Genomic DNA, 15,673 nt, shown 5'->3' with positions numbered 1-15,673 from the left:
ACACCTTCATCTTCAACAAAAAAGCCGCCCCGTTGCCGGAGCGGCCGCTGTTTCATCGCATCAGCAGCAATTGCGGATGCGCAGACCGGGATTCAGCGGCGCGAACCGCGCGCCACCCGCTCGATTTCCTCACGCACCAGACGTTCAACAAGCGTCGGCAGATTGTCTTCCAGCCAGTCCTGCAACATCGGGCGCAGCATCTCCGCAGCCATATCTTCGATCGAGCGCCGCTCGACGCCGTCGAAAACCTCCGCCAGTTCGCTGAACGACCGGGCAATCTGCGCACCGGCAGCGGCGGAGATCAGGTTGAGCGACAGGCCGCTATCGCCATGTGTCTCTTCCGGCGCCAGCTCCTCAACGGGTTCGAAAGTCGCCGTCTCGACGACAGGTTCCTGAGCTGACGCGTCTGCCTGCGTCACGGCCGGAGCCGCATCGATGGAGCCGCGCAACGAGAGCTGGTCAAAACGGCTTTCCGGCGACGGCGCGCTTTCGATGGCCGCAGCGGCGGCGCGATCTTCCGAGACGAAGGGGGCAGGCTGTTCAGCCATACCTGCGGCTGCAACAGCCGCCATCAGCGGCCGGACATCCGTCGGACGCTGGGGTGCAGCGCGCTCCGAAGAAGCCGCGGACACTGGCTGCGACGCATTCGAGGGCGCAGAGGCAGGAGACGGTGTCATCTCAACCGCGCCACGTTGCGCCTGTGCAGCAAAAGCCTGCGGGCCCATGGCGGCATTGCGGTCGGCCGCGGCACGCACACGGGCGGCGACATCAGCAAGCGACATGGTCTTTTCCGCGGCGGTTTCCTGCCGTTCGCTTACCGCACTTGCGGAAACCGGCGCAAATTCCGGCGCGGGGCGTGCACCATAAGGCTGATTTGCGGCGGGGGGAACGCGGGCCGGCGGGCTGATGGGCTCGGCAAGGAACGGGCTCTCACTCGCAGCCTCGTCTTCATCATCGTAAACCGGCGGCAAGGGCCCCGAAAACGCGCCGGCAGGTCCGGGTTCGTTGCTCTCTATGATCCGGCGGATAGATGCCAGAATCTCTTCCATGGACGGTTCACGCGCTACGCTTGGCTGGGCCATATCAATCCCCGGTTTCCACATTTTCAAGCACCCGCCACACCCTTGGATACGGCATAAGCGCCTTTGACCTGTTCAATTCGCACACCGCCTCGCGGCAACCGAAATGGTTGTCGCGCCGATGTTCTGAAACATGACGGGCAAAAGTGCCTTGGCGCTCCGCTGTCCCTGTCCCAGGTCTCACGGGGCAGAAATACGCACACCCCGAATCACCTTTAGTGTAAGTCAGCAGCATCAGGAACTAAATCACTGATTCGATGCGTTTCGTGGTGATGCACAGCTTTATCTGGGGCACCGGGGAAGAAGTGCTGCACAGTGGTTCGGACATGAAAAAGCCGGCGCGAAAAATACGCGCCGGCATTAACAAGTCAGCTGATCGTCAGCCGATCAGAAAACGAATTCGGCCGCCTTGGCGAAACCGGGCAGCGGCTTGACCGATGCGTTAAAGAAAGTCGCCGCAGACGTGCTATTGCCATCACGGCGATAGACTGTGGCCTTTGCGGCATTGCCGTATCCGACAACGACGACTAGGCGTCCGCCGTCGCGCAGCTGGTCCGTCAGCGCCGCCGGAACTTCTTCCACCGAGCCATTGAGGAAGATGAGATCGTAGGGCGCTTCGCTCGCATAGCCCTTGGCCAGATCACCCGTGACGACGGCAACATTGTCGTAGCCGAGGGAAGCCAGCGTTTCGGTTGCCTGCGCGGCAAGAGCTTCGTCGCTCTCCAGCGACACGACCGAACCGGCAAGCTGCGACAGGATGGCGGCCGCATAACCGCAACCGCCACCGATCTCCAGCACCACGTCTTCCTTGGAAACAGCGGCAAGCTGCAGAAGTTTCGCCAGCGGCGACGCCTTCATGATGTAACGGGCCGGACGGCCATCCCGGGCGGGACAGATCTGGAGATCTTCGTCCACATAGGCAATCTGGCGCACGCCGGCCGGCACGAACGCCTCGCGCGGCACGCTCAGAAACGCCTTGAGCACCGAGTGCGACGTTACGTCGGTCGTGCGCAGCTGGCTGTCGACCATATTGGCGCGTGCGGTTTCGAAATCCATCATGTCCTTATCGCCTCAATTTCAAGGATAGGGGCCAAAATTGAGCCCAGGCCGGAAGATGCAGCCGGCCGTTAGAACAATCTCATAGTTGGCAGACGCTGCGCTTTCAAGCGCGCTCATCGGCTCCCGTCTCAAAAAGCGCAGACGAATGATGCAAATTTCTCGCAATCGACACAGGATAGGTCGTCAGGAAGCGGGAATGTCAGGCATGATCCACCAGAACAGCTGCACGAGATCGCTCCAGAGCCGCGCCGTCTCTTCGATCATCTCGACCGTCGTTACATAGGCATAAATCGCCATGATACTGACAAAACCCACGAGCAGCCACGGCCAAAGCCTTCTCTTGCCACCCTCGCCCGCGATGTCCCGCTCACCCTGATCCACGTTCACCTCCCGCATGGCCACCGAAGACAGCATGCGCTCGTAACATCCGCGGACCGGAGATACAACAAAACACAGATGTGGGAGTTTTTTTGGAGGCCTCGCCCGGAATTGAACCGGGGTACAAGGATTTGCAGTCCTCTGCGTCACCACTCCGCCACGAGGCCTCACACGCTCATCAATCAAGCGATGGCGGGCATTTAGAACGAATCCATTATGGGCGCAAGAGGGTTCATTCGGAATGTGGTGTTTTTTCGGACCCCAAGATCACACAGCAGGGTCGTTTCCGTTAACCGCCTCAGATTGCGAGGCTTTTTGGTTCAAGGCGTCATTTCGAAAAACAGAGCCCGTATCCGGCGCTTTATGTGCCGGATACGGGCTGCTGCCGATTTTCCGGGGGGCGGGACTTTAAATACGCCCGAGCAGCACGAGGATCAGGACGATCACCAGAACCAGTCCCAGACCGCCCGACGGACCGTAACCGTAATTATGGTATCCCCAGCTCGGCAATGCGCCGATCAGAAACAGAATGAGCAGGATGACAAGGATGGTGCCGAGCATGTGTAACCCTCCACTGTTGGCATGTATCTGCCCGGCTAAATGTCTTGGCGAACAAAAAGTTCCCCTTGCTGCGGTTTCGACGGCGAAATTCTGGTCGACATCCCGTTCTGTTTCAACGAGTTACATCCAGCCGCGTCTATGGTGATCGGAACGATGGCGCTGTACAGGACGCGACCGGAAATACAATTTTTTCGAGGTGATTTCTCAGCCTATATCTATCGGCAGTTGTTGTTCATATTCAACCCAGTCACCCGTTCCAGGAAACCGGCGGGAGACGGAGAGATCTGGCATCGCTGGCAGTGCGCCGGATCTCTCCCGCCCCTTCCCCGCCGGCTCCCAACCGACATGCGAAAACACTAATATGTGAGCAGCCACGCTCGCCTTTCCCTTGCCTTCACGGCTTTGCTGCGGCTAGACCGGGACCGGGAGGGAGAAACGAGAATCACATGTCCGGTTTTGCAAACCTCATCCCGCTTTTCATCTTTGCGCTCTTCATCTACTTTTTCTTTCGCTGGGTCGCCCACGATATTCAGGGGCCGAAGCACAAGTAGCGCCGGAATTCATCTGAGGGCGCGCGTCTTGGGGAACCGCCGTGCCTTCATATCGTTTTTACTGGCGTATTCGGGCACGTATTCGGGAGGACAGGATGAGAACGCTCGCATCATCGGCCACAATAGCCCTTGCACTCTTACTCGCCGGATGCAGCACCGGCGGGCCCGGCGCTTATGTCGGTCCGGCGCCCTATGTGGAGCCCATTCCCGGCAGCATCACCTATCGGGGACAGCCGCGCACAAAGCTGACGAAATCGCCGATCGGAAGCACCTTCAAGCACGAGTTCCGCATCGATGGCAGCACAAGGGCCGTCGAGACCTACCGCATTGCGCCCGATCGCTCGCTGGAGCTTATCGACCGCCGCATCATCCGTGACTGGCTATTCGGGCGCGACGACTGACCGCACCCTCGCCGGCTGAATTGGCCCGCTGACGGCATTGCGCAGGCCAGCCGCTTGGTTTAGAGCCGGGCACGACAACCATTATGGATAGGCGATGAATACGCGCTGGCAGAAACCCGTTCTGATCGCCTTTGAAACGCCGGGCGAGTACACGAGCATCGACACCACACAGGCGGCCTCATGGGCGCTGATCGAGGATTGGCCGATCGAGGATGGCGAGGCGCTCGACAGGGCGCTTCTCGTTTGCGCCGCCGTCGATGCCGGTCGCAAAAAGCCTGAGGATGCCCGCAAGGCCTTCATCGCGGCAGCAGTCGAAGCGGGTCTTGATCTCAAGGCCTGATATTTTCGCGGCGTAGGCCAGTTAGGTGCCGCCATTCTGCCGGTGGCTTGCTCGACCAATCGCAACAGACGGAAGCAATGTCGAACATGAAAAAAGCACTGTTTATATTTCTTCTTTCCTGCCTGGCGATCGGGTTGATCGGCCATCTCGTCGTCGCCTTTGTTGTCACCGGCTAAGGCGCGACGTCGCGACCGTCAGGAACGTCTTAAAAAATCCTGAATTTCGTTCTCCCGTCATGGAACTGCCGCAAGCTCTGATCGTTCTCTTTTCGCCTATCACAAGGAGGATTGATATGCGTGACGGTCTTAACAGTTTTCTTGAAATTTCGATGATCGGCGTCGTGGTCGCGAGTTGCCTTTTGATGGTCAATCTGCCGATCTGAAGCTCCTGATAAATTATCGGACGGCCCGGCTCTAAATACCGCCGGGGCAAGAAAATGCGGCCTTTTGGGCCGCATTTCTTTTTTGCGAGGGTTTGGCTCAGGCTCAGGCAGAAAGCTTGGCGGCAATCTTCGCCACATGGGCTCCCTGGAACCGCGCGCCTTCCAGTTCGATCTCCGAAGGCTGGCGGGACCCGTCCCCATCGGTGATGGTGGAAGCGCCATAAGGCGAACCGCCCTTGATTTCATCGACGCCCATCTGGCCCTGGAATGCATAGGGCAGACCGACAACGGCCATGCCATGGTGCAGGAATGTGGGAATGAAACCGAGAATGGTCGATTCCTGACCGCCGTGCTGGGTGGCTGTCGAGGTAAAGGCCGAGCCGACCTTGCCGACGAGCTTCCCGTTGAACCAAAGGCCGCCGGTCTGGTCCCAGAAGTTGCGCATCTGCGAGGCAACCGTGCCGAAACGTGTGCCGGCACCGACGATGATGGCGTCATATTCGGCCAGTTCATCCACCGTCGCTACGGGTGCAGGTTGATCCATCTTGAAGTGCGAGGACTTGGCGACTTCTTCCGGAACCAGTTCGGGAACGCGCTTTACCACCGCTTCTGCGCCGGTGGACTTCACGCCTTCGGCAACTGCATAGGCCATTTTCTCAATATGGCCGTAGGAGGAATAATAGAGTACCAGAACCTTCGTCATTCTCTGCGTTTCCTTTGCTGGAACTGTTTCCGGCGTACCGGCGACAAGCTTCTTTAAAAACTCGATGATCATCGGCCTTAACCTGTAAAAACCGTATGACAAAAGAGTAGCGGACGGGCCGCTATCTCACCAGCCGGTGATTGGCATACGCACTGTTCACGATCACTGAACACTCCAGGCCATCGTCAAATAATTCCATATTCTGCGTTTCTTTAAAACAGCTTTGCATTCGCGCTGGCGCGGGTCTAACGTCACGTAAAACAGCTCACGAGTGCACCCATGTCCAGTCCCTCCTCCACCTCTTCCGTTGTCACCGCCGCCATGCTCGCCATCGGCGACGAGCTTCTGTCCGGCCGCACCAAGGACAAGAACATCGGCCACCTTGCGGATGTGCTGACCATGTCCGGCATCGACCTCAAGGAAGTGCGCATTGTTGCCGATGAGGAAGATGCGATCGTCGACGCACTCAATGCGCTGCGCAGCCGATACGATTACGTCTTCACATCAGGTGGGATCGGCCCGACCCATGACGACATCACCGCGGATGCGGTTTCTGCGGCGTTTGGCCTGCCCTGCGAACACGATGCCGAGGCATTGCGCCTGCTGGGGGACATGTATCGCGCCCGCGAGATGGAGTTCACCGAGGCGCGCAAGCGCATGGCGCGCATGCCCAGAGGCGCGGCCCATATCGCCAATCCCGTTTCCGTCGCCCCCGGCTTCATCATCGGCAATGTTTATGTCATGGCCGGCGTGCCGCAGGTATTCCAGGCCATGCTCGACAATGTCATGCCGACCCTGCGCACCGGCGCCAAGGTCATGTCGCAGGCGGTGCGCTCGCCCTATGGCGAAGGCGATATCGGCACGCCGCTGACGGCTATCCAGAAGGCCCATCCCGAAACCAGCATCGGTTCCTACCCGAAATATGACGGGCAGCGATTTTCGACCGAAATCGTCGTGCGCGCCCGCGATGCCGGCGTGCTGAAGGCGGCCGCCGATGCCGTGGCGGCCATGATCGAAGCGATCGGCCAGGAGAAGCAACTGGCCGCCAGCAAGGGTGATGCCACCGCCTGAGGCGAACGTGTGCGAGATTGACCAAAATCAAGGTGGCCATCAGCAAAGACGGCCATTCTCCCCACAGCAACGAAATGTCACCGAGGAGAGAAAAATGGGTTACAAAACGATCCTGGCAGTGGTCGACAATGTTTCGAACACGCAGAAGCTCGGCGAATTCGTGGTCGGCCTTGCCGACCAGTTTTCCTCACATGTGATCGGCCTGCACATGGAAACGCTGGCCGCCGTTCCACTCGTCGCACCGATGGAAATCCCCGATCCCGCCACCGTGCAGGCGCTGCAGGATGTGGCGCATAAGGAAACCACCGATGTCGGCACGATTTTTGAGCGCACGCTGTCAGAAAACGGCATCTCGCATGAATGGCGCAGCTTCGTCACATCCGTTGGCTACGCCTCGTCTGCCGCGATTGACAGCGCCCGCTGCGCCGACCTCATCGTCGCCCGCCAGAGCAATTCCTCAGCACTATCAGACAGCCGCACGGATATCGACAGTTTCCTCTACGAAAGCGGTCGTCCCGTTCTCCTCGTTCCGCATGTGCTGACGGTTGCCAAACCGATCAAACGGGTCCTGATCGCCTGGAACGGCTCGCGCGAGGCAACCCGCGCCACCTTCGATGCCCTGCCCTTTCTCAAAGCCGCCGATAGCGTCGAAATCTTCTCCGTCGACCAGGCCGAAAGCGAAACGCTGTCTGCCGGTCTCGCCGGCACCGAACTCGCCGCCACGCTTGCCCGCCACGGCGTCAATGTCACCGTCACCTCGCAGGAAAAGATCGCCGGAATTTCGGCGCAGGCTGCCATCGAGAACCGCCTCTCCGACAACAGCATCGACCTTCTTGTCATGGGCGCCTATGGCCATTCCCGCTGGTGGGAACTGCTGTTTGGCGGCGTCACCCGCACGCTGCTCGATTCCATGACGGCGATGACATTGCTGTCGCGCTGAAAATGGATCGGGTGCGGATAACCCCTCAACATTCGACATGAAGTTGGCGATTGCCGCTTGTTTCTTCTCCCCGCCGGGGAGAAGTCCGCGGCAGCGGATGATGGGGCAAGCCCTCCGCATTTCTCTACCGTTGCCCCCTCATCCGGCCCTTCGGGCCACCTTCTCCCCCGTGGGGAGAAGAACCAAGCCGTAATCTCCCGCACTCACCTTTTTGCGGAACGCTTGCCTTTTTGCCTGTCTTGCCGCTATTAGCCAAAGCCATCGACAATTTTGACCAGATGGTAGACGACATGTCCCTTCCCGATAAAGCCTTTCCCGTTTCCTGGGACCAGTTTCACCGCGACGCCCGTGCGCTCGCCTGGCGTCTTGCCGGCCTCGACAAAGAGTTTCGCGCGATCGTCTGTATCACCCGCGGCGGCCTCGTTCCGGCGGCGATCATTTCCCGTGAACTCAACATCCGCCTGATCGACACCGTCTGCATCGCCACGCGCCATGACTACGTCAACCAGGGCGATACGGTTCTCCTGAAAGGTGTGGCCCCCGAGTTGACGGCCGACGCCGGCGAAGGCGTGCTTGTTGTCGACGACCTCACCGATACCGGCAAAACGGCTCTCGAAGTGCGCGAAATGTTGCCGAAAGCGCATTTTGCCTGCGTTTACGCCAAGCCGAAGGGTGTGCCGACCATCGATACTTTCGTCACCGAAGTGAGCCAGGACACCTGGATCTATTTCCCCTGGGACATGGGCTTCACCTATCAGGAGCCGATCGCCAAGGGATCGCGCGGCTGATTGCCCCCATGGAACCCATTTCTCTTCCGTCATTCCGGCCTTGAGCCGGAATCCAGCCACGGCGCGTCTGCGCCGTGAGAAAGTCGTTCGCGATCAAGGACTTGATCGCGCTGGACCCCGGATCTAGTCCGGGGTGACGGAGTGCGGATGTAACAACCGCGGGAACTTCGCCCCCCAGCAATATCCACGCTTTCGCCGCCCCACCGAGGGCGGTTTTTTGTGGAGAAAGGTTCTTTCTGACAGGTGCGAAAAACACGGAAAAACCGCAGTGTCGCCATTATGCCTCACCCCGGAAATGCGGGGTTTTGCCTTTCCGTTGCGGAAACCAGCCTCGCGCAAGCTTCAAATTTTCCCGCCAAGTCACTGATTTTTCTATTCGCTTTTCCTATCCCCGTTTTCCACAGGCACTCCACACAATATCTTGTGGTTAAAAATGGGTTTCAATCTATGGCTTGACGAATCTGTGTCACGAGAGGAAAGTGACACTTATGTTGCGGCGGCAACGGACCGGAAAGTAACGAGGCCGGTTCTTCTCCATCTTGAGCGCGCGTGTCCAGACGGCGTCCCGGCCATGAGGGGGCGGTTCGCCGATGGCTTTTCTGCGCCGTGTGGAACCGCCAAAAACATCACGCGGGGACTGGCAGCAAGAATGTGTTAATACTATATATAGTAGGCTTGCAGCCATCTTAAACACGAGATACAGGGGTGACATCCAAGGATGAACATCCCTATCAGATCGGCAACAACCGGCTGCGCGAAGGCATCGCACGGCTGGATCGGATTTTTGCGCCCTGCACCGGGCGCCCCAATGGACGAGGACAGAAACCATGCGCATTGAACGCCGCTTCACGAAGCCCGGCCAATCGCCTTACGCGGAGATCGACTTCCGCAAGGCCGTCAGTGAAATCAAGAACCCGGATGGATCCATCGTGTTCCGTCTGGCTGACATCGACGTTCCCGCGCAGTTCAGCCAGGTTGCGACCGACGTTCTGGCGCAGAAATATTTTCGCAAGGCCGGCGTGCCGAAGTTCCTGAAAAAGGTGGAAGAGAACGATGTTCCCTCCTTCCTCTGGCGCTCCGTTGCCGACGAAAAGGCGCTGAAGGACGTTCCGGAAGCCGAGCGCTACGGCTCCGAAACCGATGCACGCCAGGTTTTCGATCGTCTTGCCGGCACCTGGGCCTATTGGGGCTGGAAGGGCAAATATTTTTCATCCGAAGAAGATGCGTCCGCTTTCAAGGATGAGCTTGCCTATATGCTCGCCACCCAGCGTGTTGCCCCCAACTCCCCGCAATGGTTCAACACCGGCCTGCACTGGGCCTATGGCATCGATGGTCCCGGCCAGGGCCACTTCTATGTCGACCCGTTCACCGGCAAGCTGACCAAGTCCAAGTCCGCTTACGAACATCCGCAGCCGCATGCCTGCTTCATCCAGTCCGTTGAGGACGACCTCGTTAATGAAGGCGGCATCATGGACCTGTGGGTGCGTGAAGCGCGCCTGTTCAAATATGGCTCCGGCACCGGCTCCAACTTCTCCTATCTGCGTGGCGAAGGCGAAAAACTCTCCGGCGGCGGCAAATCGTCAGGCCTGATGAGCTTCCTCAAGATCGGCGACCGCGCGGCTGGCGCGATCAAATCCGGCGGCACGACCCGCCGTGCGGCCAAGATGGTCGTCGTCGATGCCGATCACCCGGATATCGAAGCCTATATCGACTGGAAGGTGAACGAGGAGCAGAAGGTTGCCGCTCTCGTCACCGGTTCCAAGATCGTCGCCAAGCACCTGAAGGCGATCATGAAGGCCTGCGTCAACTGCGAAGCTGACAACGGCGATTGCTTCGACCCGGCCAAGAACCCTGCCCTGAAGCGCGAAATACGCGCTGCCAAGAAGGACATGGTACCGGAAAACTACGTCAAGCGCGTCATCCAGTTCGCAGAGCAGGGTTACAAGGACATTCAGTTCAAGACCTATGACACGGACTGGGATTCGGAAGCCTACCTCACGGTATCGGGCCAAAACTCCAACAACTCCGTCTCGCTGAAGGACGATTTCCTGCGCGCTGTCGAGAACGATGGCGACTGGAACCTCACCGCCCGCAAGGACGGCAAGGTCATGAAGACGCTGAAGGCCCGCGACCTCTGGGAAAAGATTTCCCACGCCGCCTGGGCGTCTGCCGATCCGGGTCTGCACTTCAACACAACGATGAACGACTGGCACACCTCGCCGGCGGCCGGCCCCATCCGCGCTTCCAACCCGTGCTCGGAATACATGTTCCTCGACGACACGGCCTGCAACCTCGCCTCGCTGAACCTTCTGCAGTTCAAGGATCAGGCGACGAAGCGCATCGATATCGCCGATTACGAACACGCCGTTCGCCTGTGGACCGTCGTGCTCGAAGTGTCCGTCATGATGGCGCAGTTCCCCTCGCGCCAGATCGCCGAACTCTCCTATGAGTACCGCACGCTCGGCCTCGGTTACGCCAATATCGGCGGCCTCCTGATGTCCTCGGGCATTCCCTATGACAGCGCCGAAGGCCGCGCCATTGCCGGTGCGCTGACTGCCATCATGACCGGCGTGTCCTATGCCACCTCGGCCGAAATGGCCGGCGAGCTTGGCCCCTTCCCGGGCTTTGCGCCGAACCGCGAAAACATGCTGCGCGTCATCCGCAACCACCGCCGCGCCGCCCTTGGCCAGTCGGACGGTTATGAGGGACTGTCGGTCAACCCGGTCGCGCTCGTCCATGGCGACTGCCCGGATCAGGACCTGATCGCCCATGCGACAGCCGCCTGGGACAAGGCGCTGGAACTTGGCGAAAAGCACGGCTACCGCAACGCCCAGACCACCGTTATCGCGCCGACAGGCACGATCGGCCTCGTGATGGATTGCGACACGACCGGCATCGAGCCCGACTTCGCGCTGGTGAAGTTCAAGAAGCTCGCCGGCGGCGGCTACTTCAAGATCATCAACCGCGCCGTTCCGGATGCGCTGCGGTCGCTCGGTTATTCCGAAAGCCAGATCGCCGAGATCGAGGCCTATGCTGTCGGCCATGGCAATCTCAACCAGGCTCCCGGCATCAACCCCTCGACGCTGAAGGCCAAGGGCTTCACCGATGAGAAGATCGAGGCCGTCAATGGCGCGCTGAAGAGCGCCTTCGACATCAAGTTCGTCTTCAACCAGTGGACGCTCGGCGCCGACTTCCTCAAGGAAACCCTGAAGGTTTCCGACGAGCAGCTCTCCGACATGAGCTTCAACCTGCTCGAGCACCTCGGCTTCGGCAAGAAGGACATCGAAGCGGCAAACGTGCACGTCTGCGGTGCGATGACGCTGGAAGGCGCACCGTTCCTGAAGAACGAGCACCTGGCGGTCTTCGATTGCGCCAACCCCTGCGGCAAGATCGGCAAGCGTTATCTCTCGGTCGAATCGCATATCCGCATGATGGCGGCGGCTCAGCCTTTCATCTCGGGTGCGATCTCCAAGACGATCAACATGCCGAACGATGCGACGGTTGAGGATTGCGGCGCAGCCTACATGCTCTCCTGGAAGCTGGCGCTGAAGGCAAACGCCCTTTACCGCGATGGTTCCAAGCTTTCGCAGCCGCTCAACGCCTCGCTGGTGGAAGATGAGGACGACGAAGACTTCGTCGAGGAGCTGATCCAGCAGCCGCTCGCCCAGCAGGCCGTGACGATCACCGAAAAGATCGTTGAACGCGTCGTTGAGCGTGTTTCGCGCGAGCGTGAAAAGCTGCCGAACCGCCGTCAGGGTTACACCCAGAAGGCAACCGTCGGCGGTCACAAGGTCTATCTGCGCACCGGTGAATTCGGTGATGGCCGCATCGGCGAAATCTTCATCGACATGCACAAGGAAGGCGCTGCCTTCCGCGCGATGATGAACAACTTCGCCATCGCCATTTCGCTTGGCCTGCAATATGGCGTGCCGCTGGAAGAATATGTGGAGGCCTTCACCTTCACCAAGTTCGAACCGGCCGGCATGGTGCAGGGCAACGACGCGATCAAGAACGCCACGTCGATCCTCGACTACGTGTTCCGCGAACTCGCCGTCTCCTATCTCGGCCGCCACGATCTCGCCCATGTCGATACGTCGGATTTCTCCAACACGGCGCTCGGCAAGGGTATCCAGGAAGGCAAGACCAACCTCGTTTCCACCGGCTGGACCCGCGGTTACAAGCCGACCATCGTGTCCCGCAATGACGGCGAACGCACCGCTTCCGAGCCCAAGGGTTCGGCAACGGCAGCCCCTGCCCGCGCCTCGGCCAACGTAACGGCTTTCGCCGGCTCCGCCGCCCGCAAGCTGGAACCGACAGTCGCCATCGCAACCTCCGAAATCGTCTCCTTCAAGCGTGACTATGAAGAGCGCGCCAAGGAACTGGCCGAAGAAATCGCCGAAGAGGTGATCGACGAGGTCGTCCAGGAGTCCCAGCAGACCGCAACCGCCCTCTTCTCCGACAAGGCCGCCGCAGACGCTGCCTCGGCCAAGACGGAAGCCAAGAAGGTCGAAAACGAACGCCGCATGCGCTCGATCGCTCAGGGGTATACGGGCAACATGTGCTCGGAATGCCAGAATTTTACGATGGTGCGGAATGGTACGTGCGAGAAGTGCGATACTTGCGGTGCGACGAGCGGTTGCAGCTGAGAATTAGCTTAGACACCACCAAAAATGACTAGTTTTGAGGGCTCTTTCAGATATGAAAGAGCCCTTGTTGTTTTGATATTTTATCCTTTTAACTACTGGAAACCCGTAGTCCACAATGTTATATTTCGAGTGGAACGACCGAAAGGCTTTAACCAATCTCGCCAAGCATGGCGTCAGCTTTGAAACCGCCCGCAAGGTTTTTGACGATCCATTTGCCGTTGATATCGAGGATCGTTCGGCTAATTATGGCGAAGTCCGACGACGTATAGTGGGGGTGGGCAACGGATTGATTCTGACTGTGATCTATACCGAACGCAGCGAATTGATCCGCATCATCTCTGCACGAAAGGCGACACGCGCGGAGCGCAAGGAATATCACGACAATGGCTGGTAAAATCGATCAAACAGACTGGGCCCGCCTTCACGCCATGACCGACGAGGAAGCGCTGGCCAATGCGCTGGCCGACCCTGACAATCCGCCGCTTTCTGCCGAACAACTTGCCGCGGCTCCCAGAATGCCGCGCATCAAGATCATTCGCCGGGCTCTGAAGCTGACGCAGGAGGAGTTTTCCGCGCGTTATCATATTCCGCTTGGCACCCTGCGTGATTGGGAACAGGGACGTAGCGAGCCGGACCAGCCGGCCCGCGCTTATCTCAAGGTCATCGCCGTTGACCCGGAGGGCACGGCCGCCGCGCTTCGTAAAGGCGCGGCTTGACCCGCCTCACCCGATAAAATCCATTAGCAACTTCACATTCAGCGCCGCAATCACCACCGCGATCAGCCACGCGAAGGCCGAGAGCCAGAGCGGTGAGCGCAGCTCGCCCATCTTGGCCTTGTCACCGGTGAACATTACCAGCGGGAAGACGGCGAAGGAGAGTTGCAGGCTTAAGACCACCTGCGTCAGGATCAGCAGTTCGCCCGTGCCGCTCTCGCCATAAAATATCGTCACGCCGGCTGCGGGGATGATGGCGATGGCGCGGGTGATGAGGCGGCGCAGCCATGGGGCGAGCTGCATCTTGAGGAAACCCTCCATCACGATCTGGCCGGCGAGCGTTGCCGTGACGGTGGAATTGATGCCGCAGCATAAAAGCGCCACGCCGAACAACGTCGGCGCAATGGCAAGGCCGAGCAGAGGCGCCAGCAGATTATGCGCCTCGCCGAGTTCGGCGACATTGGTCTGTCCCGCCTTGTAAAAGGTCGCCGCCGCCAGAATGAGGATCGAGGCGTTGATGAGGAGCGCGAACATCAGCGCGACGGTGGAATCGAGGGTCGCGAATTTCAGCGCCTCGCGTTTCTCGGCAATCGTCTCACCGATTTCGCGGGTCTGCACGATGCCCGAATGCAGATAGAGATTATGCGGCATGACGGTCGCGCCGAGAATGCCGAGCGCCAGATAGAGCATGTCAGGATTGGTGACGATTTCGGTCGTCGGCGCAAAACCAAGGATTACCTGACCCCAGTCAGGATCGGCGAGCGCCACCTGAATGGCGAAACACACGGCGATGACGCCAAGCAGCGTGATGACCAGCGCCTCCACCCAGCGGAAACCGAGCCTCTGCAGATAAAGGATCAGGAACACATCGAGCGCGGTCATGAGAACGCCGAGTTCGAGCGGAATGCCGAAGATGAGGTTGAGGCCGATGGCCGTGCCGATGACCTCGGCGATATCGGTGGCGATAATGGCGATTTCGGCCAGCAGCCACAGCAGCATCGCCACCGGTTTCGGATAGGCGTCACGGCAGGCCTGGGCGAGATCGCGGCCGGAGGCAATCGCAAGACGGGCGCAGAGCGATTGCAGCACGATCGCCATGATGTTCGAGACCAGCGCAACCGTCAGCAGCGTATAGCCGAACCTGGAGCCGCCGGCGAGCGACGTCGCCCAGTTTCCGGGATCCATATAACCGACCGCAACGAGATAGCCGGGGCCGAAAAAAGCCATGGCCCGGCGAAACGTGCCGGCATTCGGCTTGATCCGGATCGAGGAGTGAACATCGGACAACGACAGATCGTCGCCGTTTCGTCGCCATCCAAAGACTGGCTTGTCCATATTATGCGCTTTCTGAATGGAAATCTGATTAGTGCAATTGCAAATCATTCGCATAAAGAGGCGCAGGACGCAAGCTGACTTTTGTTGCCGCTTGTGGCGATTTGCGCCCTCTTGCGGCGCTGCGACCGGTCACGCGAGTGCTTGAAAATTGACAATGTGGTGACGCGACACCGCCCGCCGTTGCCTCCCCATGTCAGCCATCGCTAGAAAGATCGGCGCCATCAGAAATTGAAAAGTGCGTCAGTCTATTTGAGGAGAAGCGCATGAATATTGTCGCCCATGTCGAAATCCCCGTGACCGATCTTGATCGGGCGATCCGCTTCTATCGCGCTGTTTTTGATGTACCTTTTGCCGAAATCGCCGCGATCCACGATAGCAGAATGGCCTATTTCCCTTTTGACGAAAACAGCAGCGGCGCCAGTGCCGCGCTCGCCGAAGGCCCGGCCTATGTGCCGACGCGAGATGGAGCGATCGTCTATTTCAGTGTCGCTGATGTGGACGATGTTATTGCCAGAGCCCTTGCCAATGGTAGCGAGCTTCTTTTTCCCAAAACCTTGGTGAATGACGCGATCTTCGTCGCGGAGATTTCCGATAGCGAGGGAAACCGGATCGCCATTCAATCCGCCTGATCGGCCTTACCAAGACAGAATGACCGGACTCACGTCCTTGTCATCACCTGTTCGCCGCCCAAACGGAACAGTCGCGGGAGCGCTGGCGTTGATCTTT

The 15,673-nt window shown here is 59.2% G+C and carries 15 protein-coding genes and 1 tRNA gene; 9 read left to right on the top strand and 7 right to left on the bottom strand.

Annotation, left to right across the window (positions count from 1 at the left end; translation table 11 throughout):
* Window positions 1-92: 92 nt before the first annotated feature.
* The 5 genes from popZ to FS804_RS01100 form a co-directional block, all read right to left on the bottom strand.
* Complete coding sequence (gene popZ, locus FS804_RS01120) at window positions 93-1,082, bottom strand: cell division protein PopZ (protein ID WP_144574047.1); 990 nt, start codon at window positions 1,080-1,082, stop codon at window positions 93-95.
* A gap of 384 nt (window positions 1,083-1,466) precedes the next feature.
* Window positions 1,467-2,138 (bottom strand): protein-L-isoaspartate O-methyltransferase, encoded by a 672-nt coding sequence (locus FS804_RS01115; protein ID WP_063948836.1) that lies wholly within the window; start codon window positions 2,136-2,138, stop codon window positions 1,467-1,469.
* Window positions 2,139-2,321: 183 nt separating this feature from the next.
* A complete protein-coding gene (locus FS804_RS01110) occupies window positions 2,322-2,552 on the bottom strand; it encodes a hypothetical protein (RefSeq protein ID WP_246665837.1) in 231 nt (76 codons plus the stop codon).
* A gap of 57 nt (window positions 2,553-2,609) precedes the next feature.
* Window positions 2,610-2,683, bottom strand: a tRNA-Cys gene (locus FS804_RS01105).
* Between the two features lie 241 nt (window positions 2,684-2,924).
* Complete coding sequence (locus tag FS804_RS01100; protein ID WP_003495626.1) at window positions 2,925-3,077, bottom strand: DUF3309 family protein; 153 nt, start codon at window positions 3,075-3,077, stop codon at window positions 2,925-2,927.
* Between the two features lie 646 nt (window positions 3,078-3,723).
* Between FS804_RS01100 and FS804_RS01090 the strand changes: the two genes are divergently transcribed.
* Window positions 3,724-4,029, top strand: a complete 306-nt coding sequence (locus tag FS804_RS01090; protein ID WP_144574044.1) for a hypothetical protein — start codon at window positions 3,724-3,726, stop codon at window positions 4,027-4,029.
* 94 nt (window positions 4,030-4,123) lie between these two features.
* The gene (locus FS804_RS01085; protein ID WP_144574042.1) at window positions 4,124-4,369 is read left to right on the top strand and encodes a DUF982 domain-containing protein; all 246 of its coding nucleotides are present in this window, start codon (window positions 4,124-4,126) and stop codon (window positions 4,367-4,369) included.
* Window positions 4,370-4,854: 485 nt separating this feature from the next.
* On the opposite strand, the gene wrbA is transcribed toward FS804_RS01085, so the two are convergent.
* Window positions 4,855-5,454 carry an NAD(P)H:quinone oxidoreductase type IV gene (wrbA, locus tag FS804_RS01075; protein WP_063949109.1) on the bottom strand — a complete coding sequence of 200 codons (600 nt, stop codon included), beginning with the start codon at window positions 5,452-5,454 and terminating at the stop codon, window positions 4,855-4,857.
* Between the two features lie 279 nt (window positions 5,455-5,733).
* Between wrbA and FS804_RS01070 the strand changes: the two genes are divergently transcribed.
* The 6 genes from FS804_RS01070 (at window position 5,734) to FS804_RS01040 (ending at window position 13,615) form a co-directional block, all read left to right on the top strand.
* Complete coding sequence (locus FS804_RS01070; protein ID WP_063948832.1) at window positions 5,734-6,525, top strand: competence/damage-inducible protein A; 792 nt, start codon at window positions 5,734-5,736, stop codon at window positions 6,523-6,525.
* Between the two features lie 94 nt (window positions 6,526-6,619).
* Window positions 6,620-7,465, top strand: coding sequence for a universal stress protein (locus tag FS804_RS01065; protein WP_144574040.1), 846 nt, complete (start codon window positions 6,620-6,622; stop codon window positions 7,463-7,465).
* 290 nt (window positions 7,466-7,755) lie between these two features.
* Window positions 7,756-8,253 carry a xanthine phosphoribosyltransferase gene (gpt, locus tag FS804_RS01060; protein ID WP_063949108.1) on the top strand — a complete coding sequence of 166 codons (498 nt, stop codon included), beginning with the start codon at window positions 7,756-7,758 and terminating at the stop codon, window positions 8,251-8,253.
* Window positions 8,254-9,080: 827 nt separating this feature from the next.
* Window positions 9,081-12,899 carry a vitamin B12-dependent ribonucleotide reductase gene (locus FS804_RS01050; RefSeq protein WP_144574038.1) on the top strand — a complete coding sequence of 1,273 codons (3,819 nt, stop codon included), beginning with the start codon at window positions 9,081-9,083 and terminating at the stop codon, window positions 12,897-12,899.
* 115 nt (window positions 12,900-13,014) lie between these two features.
* Window positions 13,015-13,293 (top strand): BrnT family toxin, encoded by a 279-nt coding sequence (locus FS804_RS01045; protein ID WP_144574036.1) that lies wholly within the window; start codon window positions 13,015-13,017, stop codon window positions 13,291-13,293.
* Window positions 13,283-13,615, top strand: coding sequence for a DNA-binding transcriptional regulator (locus FS804_RS01040; RefSeq protein WP_186376622.1), 333 nt, complete (start codon window positions 13,283-13,285; stop codon window positions 13,613-13,615). Before FS804_RS01045 ends, FS804_RS01040 begins: the two co-directional genes overlap by 11 nt.
* A 6-nt stretch (window positions 13,616-13,621) precedes the next feature.
* On the opposite strand, the gene FS804_RS01035 is transcribed toward FS804_RS01040, so the two are convergent.
* Window positions 13,622-14,947 (bottom strand): Nramp family divalent metal transporter, encoded by a 1,326-nt coding sequence (locus FS804_RS01035; RefSeq protein WP_186376621.1) that lies wholly within the window; start codon window positions 14,945-14,947, stop codon window positions 13,622-13,624.
* 263 nt (window positions 14,948-15,210) lie between these two features.
* On the opposite strand from FS804_RS01035, the gene FS804_RS01030 reads away from it, so the two are divergent.
* Window positions 15,211-15,576, top strand: a complete 366-nt coding sequence (locus tag FS804_RS01030; RefSeq protein ID WP_144574035.1) for a VOC family protein — start codon at window positions 15,211-15,213, stop codon at window positions 15,574-15,576.
* The last annotated feature ends 97 nt before the right edge of the window (window positions 15,577-15,673 follow it).

Source organism: Agrobacterium sp. DE0009 (genome assembly GCF_007680755.1).
GTDB lineage: Bacteria > Pseudomonadota > Alphaproteobacteria > Rhizobiales > Rhizobiaceae > Agrobacterium > Agrobacterium tumefaciens_B.
The sequence above is the reverse complement of the archived record's forward strand: the minus strand, read 5'-3'. Positions and strand labels throughout refer to the sequence as shown.

Coding starts and splice junctions, on each gene's coding strand:
- popZ (WP_144574047.1), bottom strand. CDS start 1,082: ATGGCCCAGCCAAGCGTAGCGCGTGAACCGTCCATGGAAGAGATTCTG.
- FS804_RS01115 (WP_063948836.1), bottom strand. CDS start 2,138: ATGATGGATTTCGAAACCGCACGCGCCAATATGGTCGACAGCCAGCTG.
- FS804_RS01110 (WP_246665837.1), bottom strand. CDS start 2,552: ATGCTGTCTTCGGTGGCCATGCGGGAGGTGAACGTGGATCAGGGTGAG.
- FS804_RS01100 (WP_003495626.1), bottom strand. CDS start 3,077: ATGCTCGGCACCATCCTTGTCATCCTGCTCATTCTGTTTCTGATCGGC.
- FS804_RS01090 (WP_144574044.1), top strand. CDS start 3,724: ATGAGAACGCTCGCATCATCGGCCACAATAGCCCTTGCACTCTTACTC.
- FS804_RS01085 (WP_144574042.1), top strand. CDS start 4,124: ATGAATACGCGCTGGCAGAAACCCGTTCTGATCGCCTTTGAAACGCCG.
- wrbA (WP_063949109.1), bottom strand. CDS start 5,454: ATGACGAAGGTTCTGGTACTCTATTATTCCTCCTACGGCCATATTGAG.
- FS804_RS01070 (WP_063948832.1), top strand. CDS start 5,734: ATGTCCAGTCCCTCCTCCACCTCTTCCGTTGTCACCGCCGCCATGCTC.
- FS804_RS01065 (WP_144574040.1), top strand. CDS start 6,620: ATGGGTTACAAAACGATCCTGGCAGTGGTCGACAATGTTTCGAACACG.
- gpt (WP_063949108.1), top strand. CDS start 7,756: ATGTCCCTTCCCGATAAAGCCTTTCCCGTTTCCTGGGACCAGTTTCAC.
- FS804_RS01050 (WP_144574038.1), top strand. CDS start 9,081: ATGCGCATTGAACGCCGCTTCACGAAGCCCGGCCAATCGCCTTACGCG.
- FS804_RS01045 (WP_144574036.1), top strand. CDS start 13,015: ATGTTATATTTCGAGTGGAACGACCGAAAGGCTTTAACCAATCTCGCC.
- FS804_RS01040 (WP_186376622.1), top strand. CDS start 13,283: ATGGCTGGTAAAATCGATCAAACAGACTGGGCCCGCCTTCACGCCATG.
- FS804_RS01035 (WP_186376621.1), bottom strand. CDS start 14,947: ATGGACAAGCCAGTCTTTGGATGGCGACGAAACGGCGACGATCTGTCG.
- FS804_RS01030 (WP_144574035.1), top strand. CDS start 15,211: ATGAATATTGTCGCCCATGTCGAAATCCCCGTGACCGATCTTGATCGG.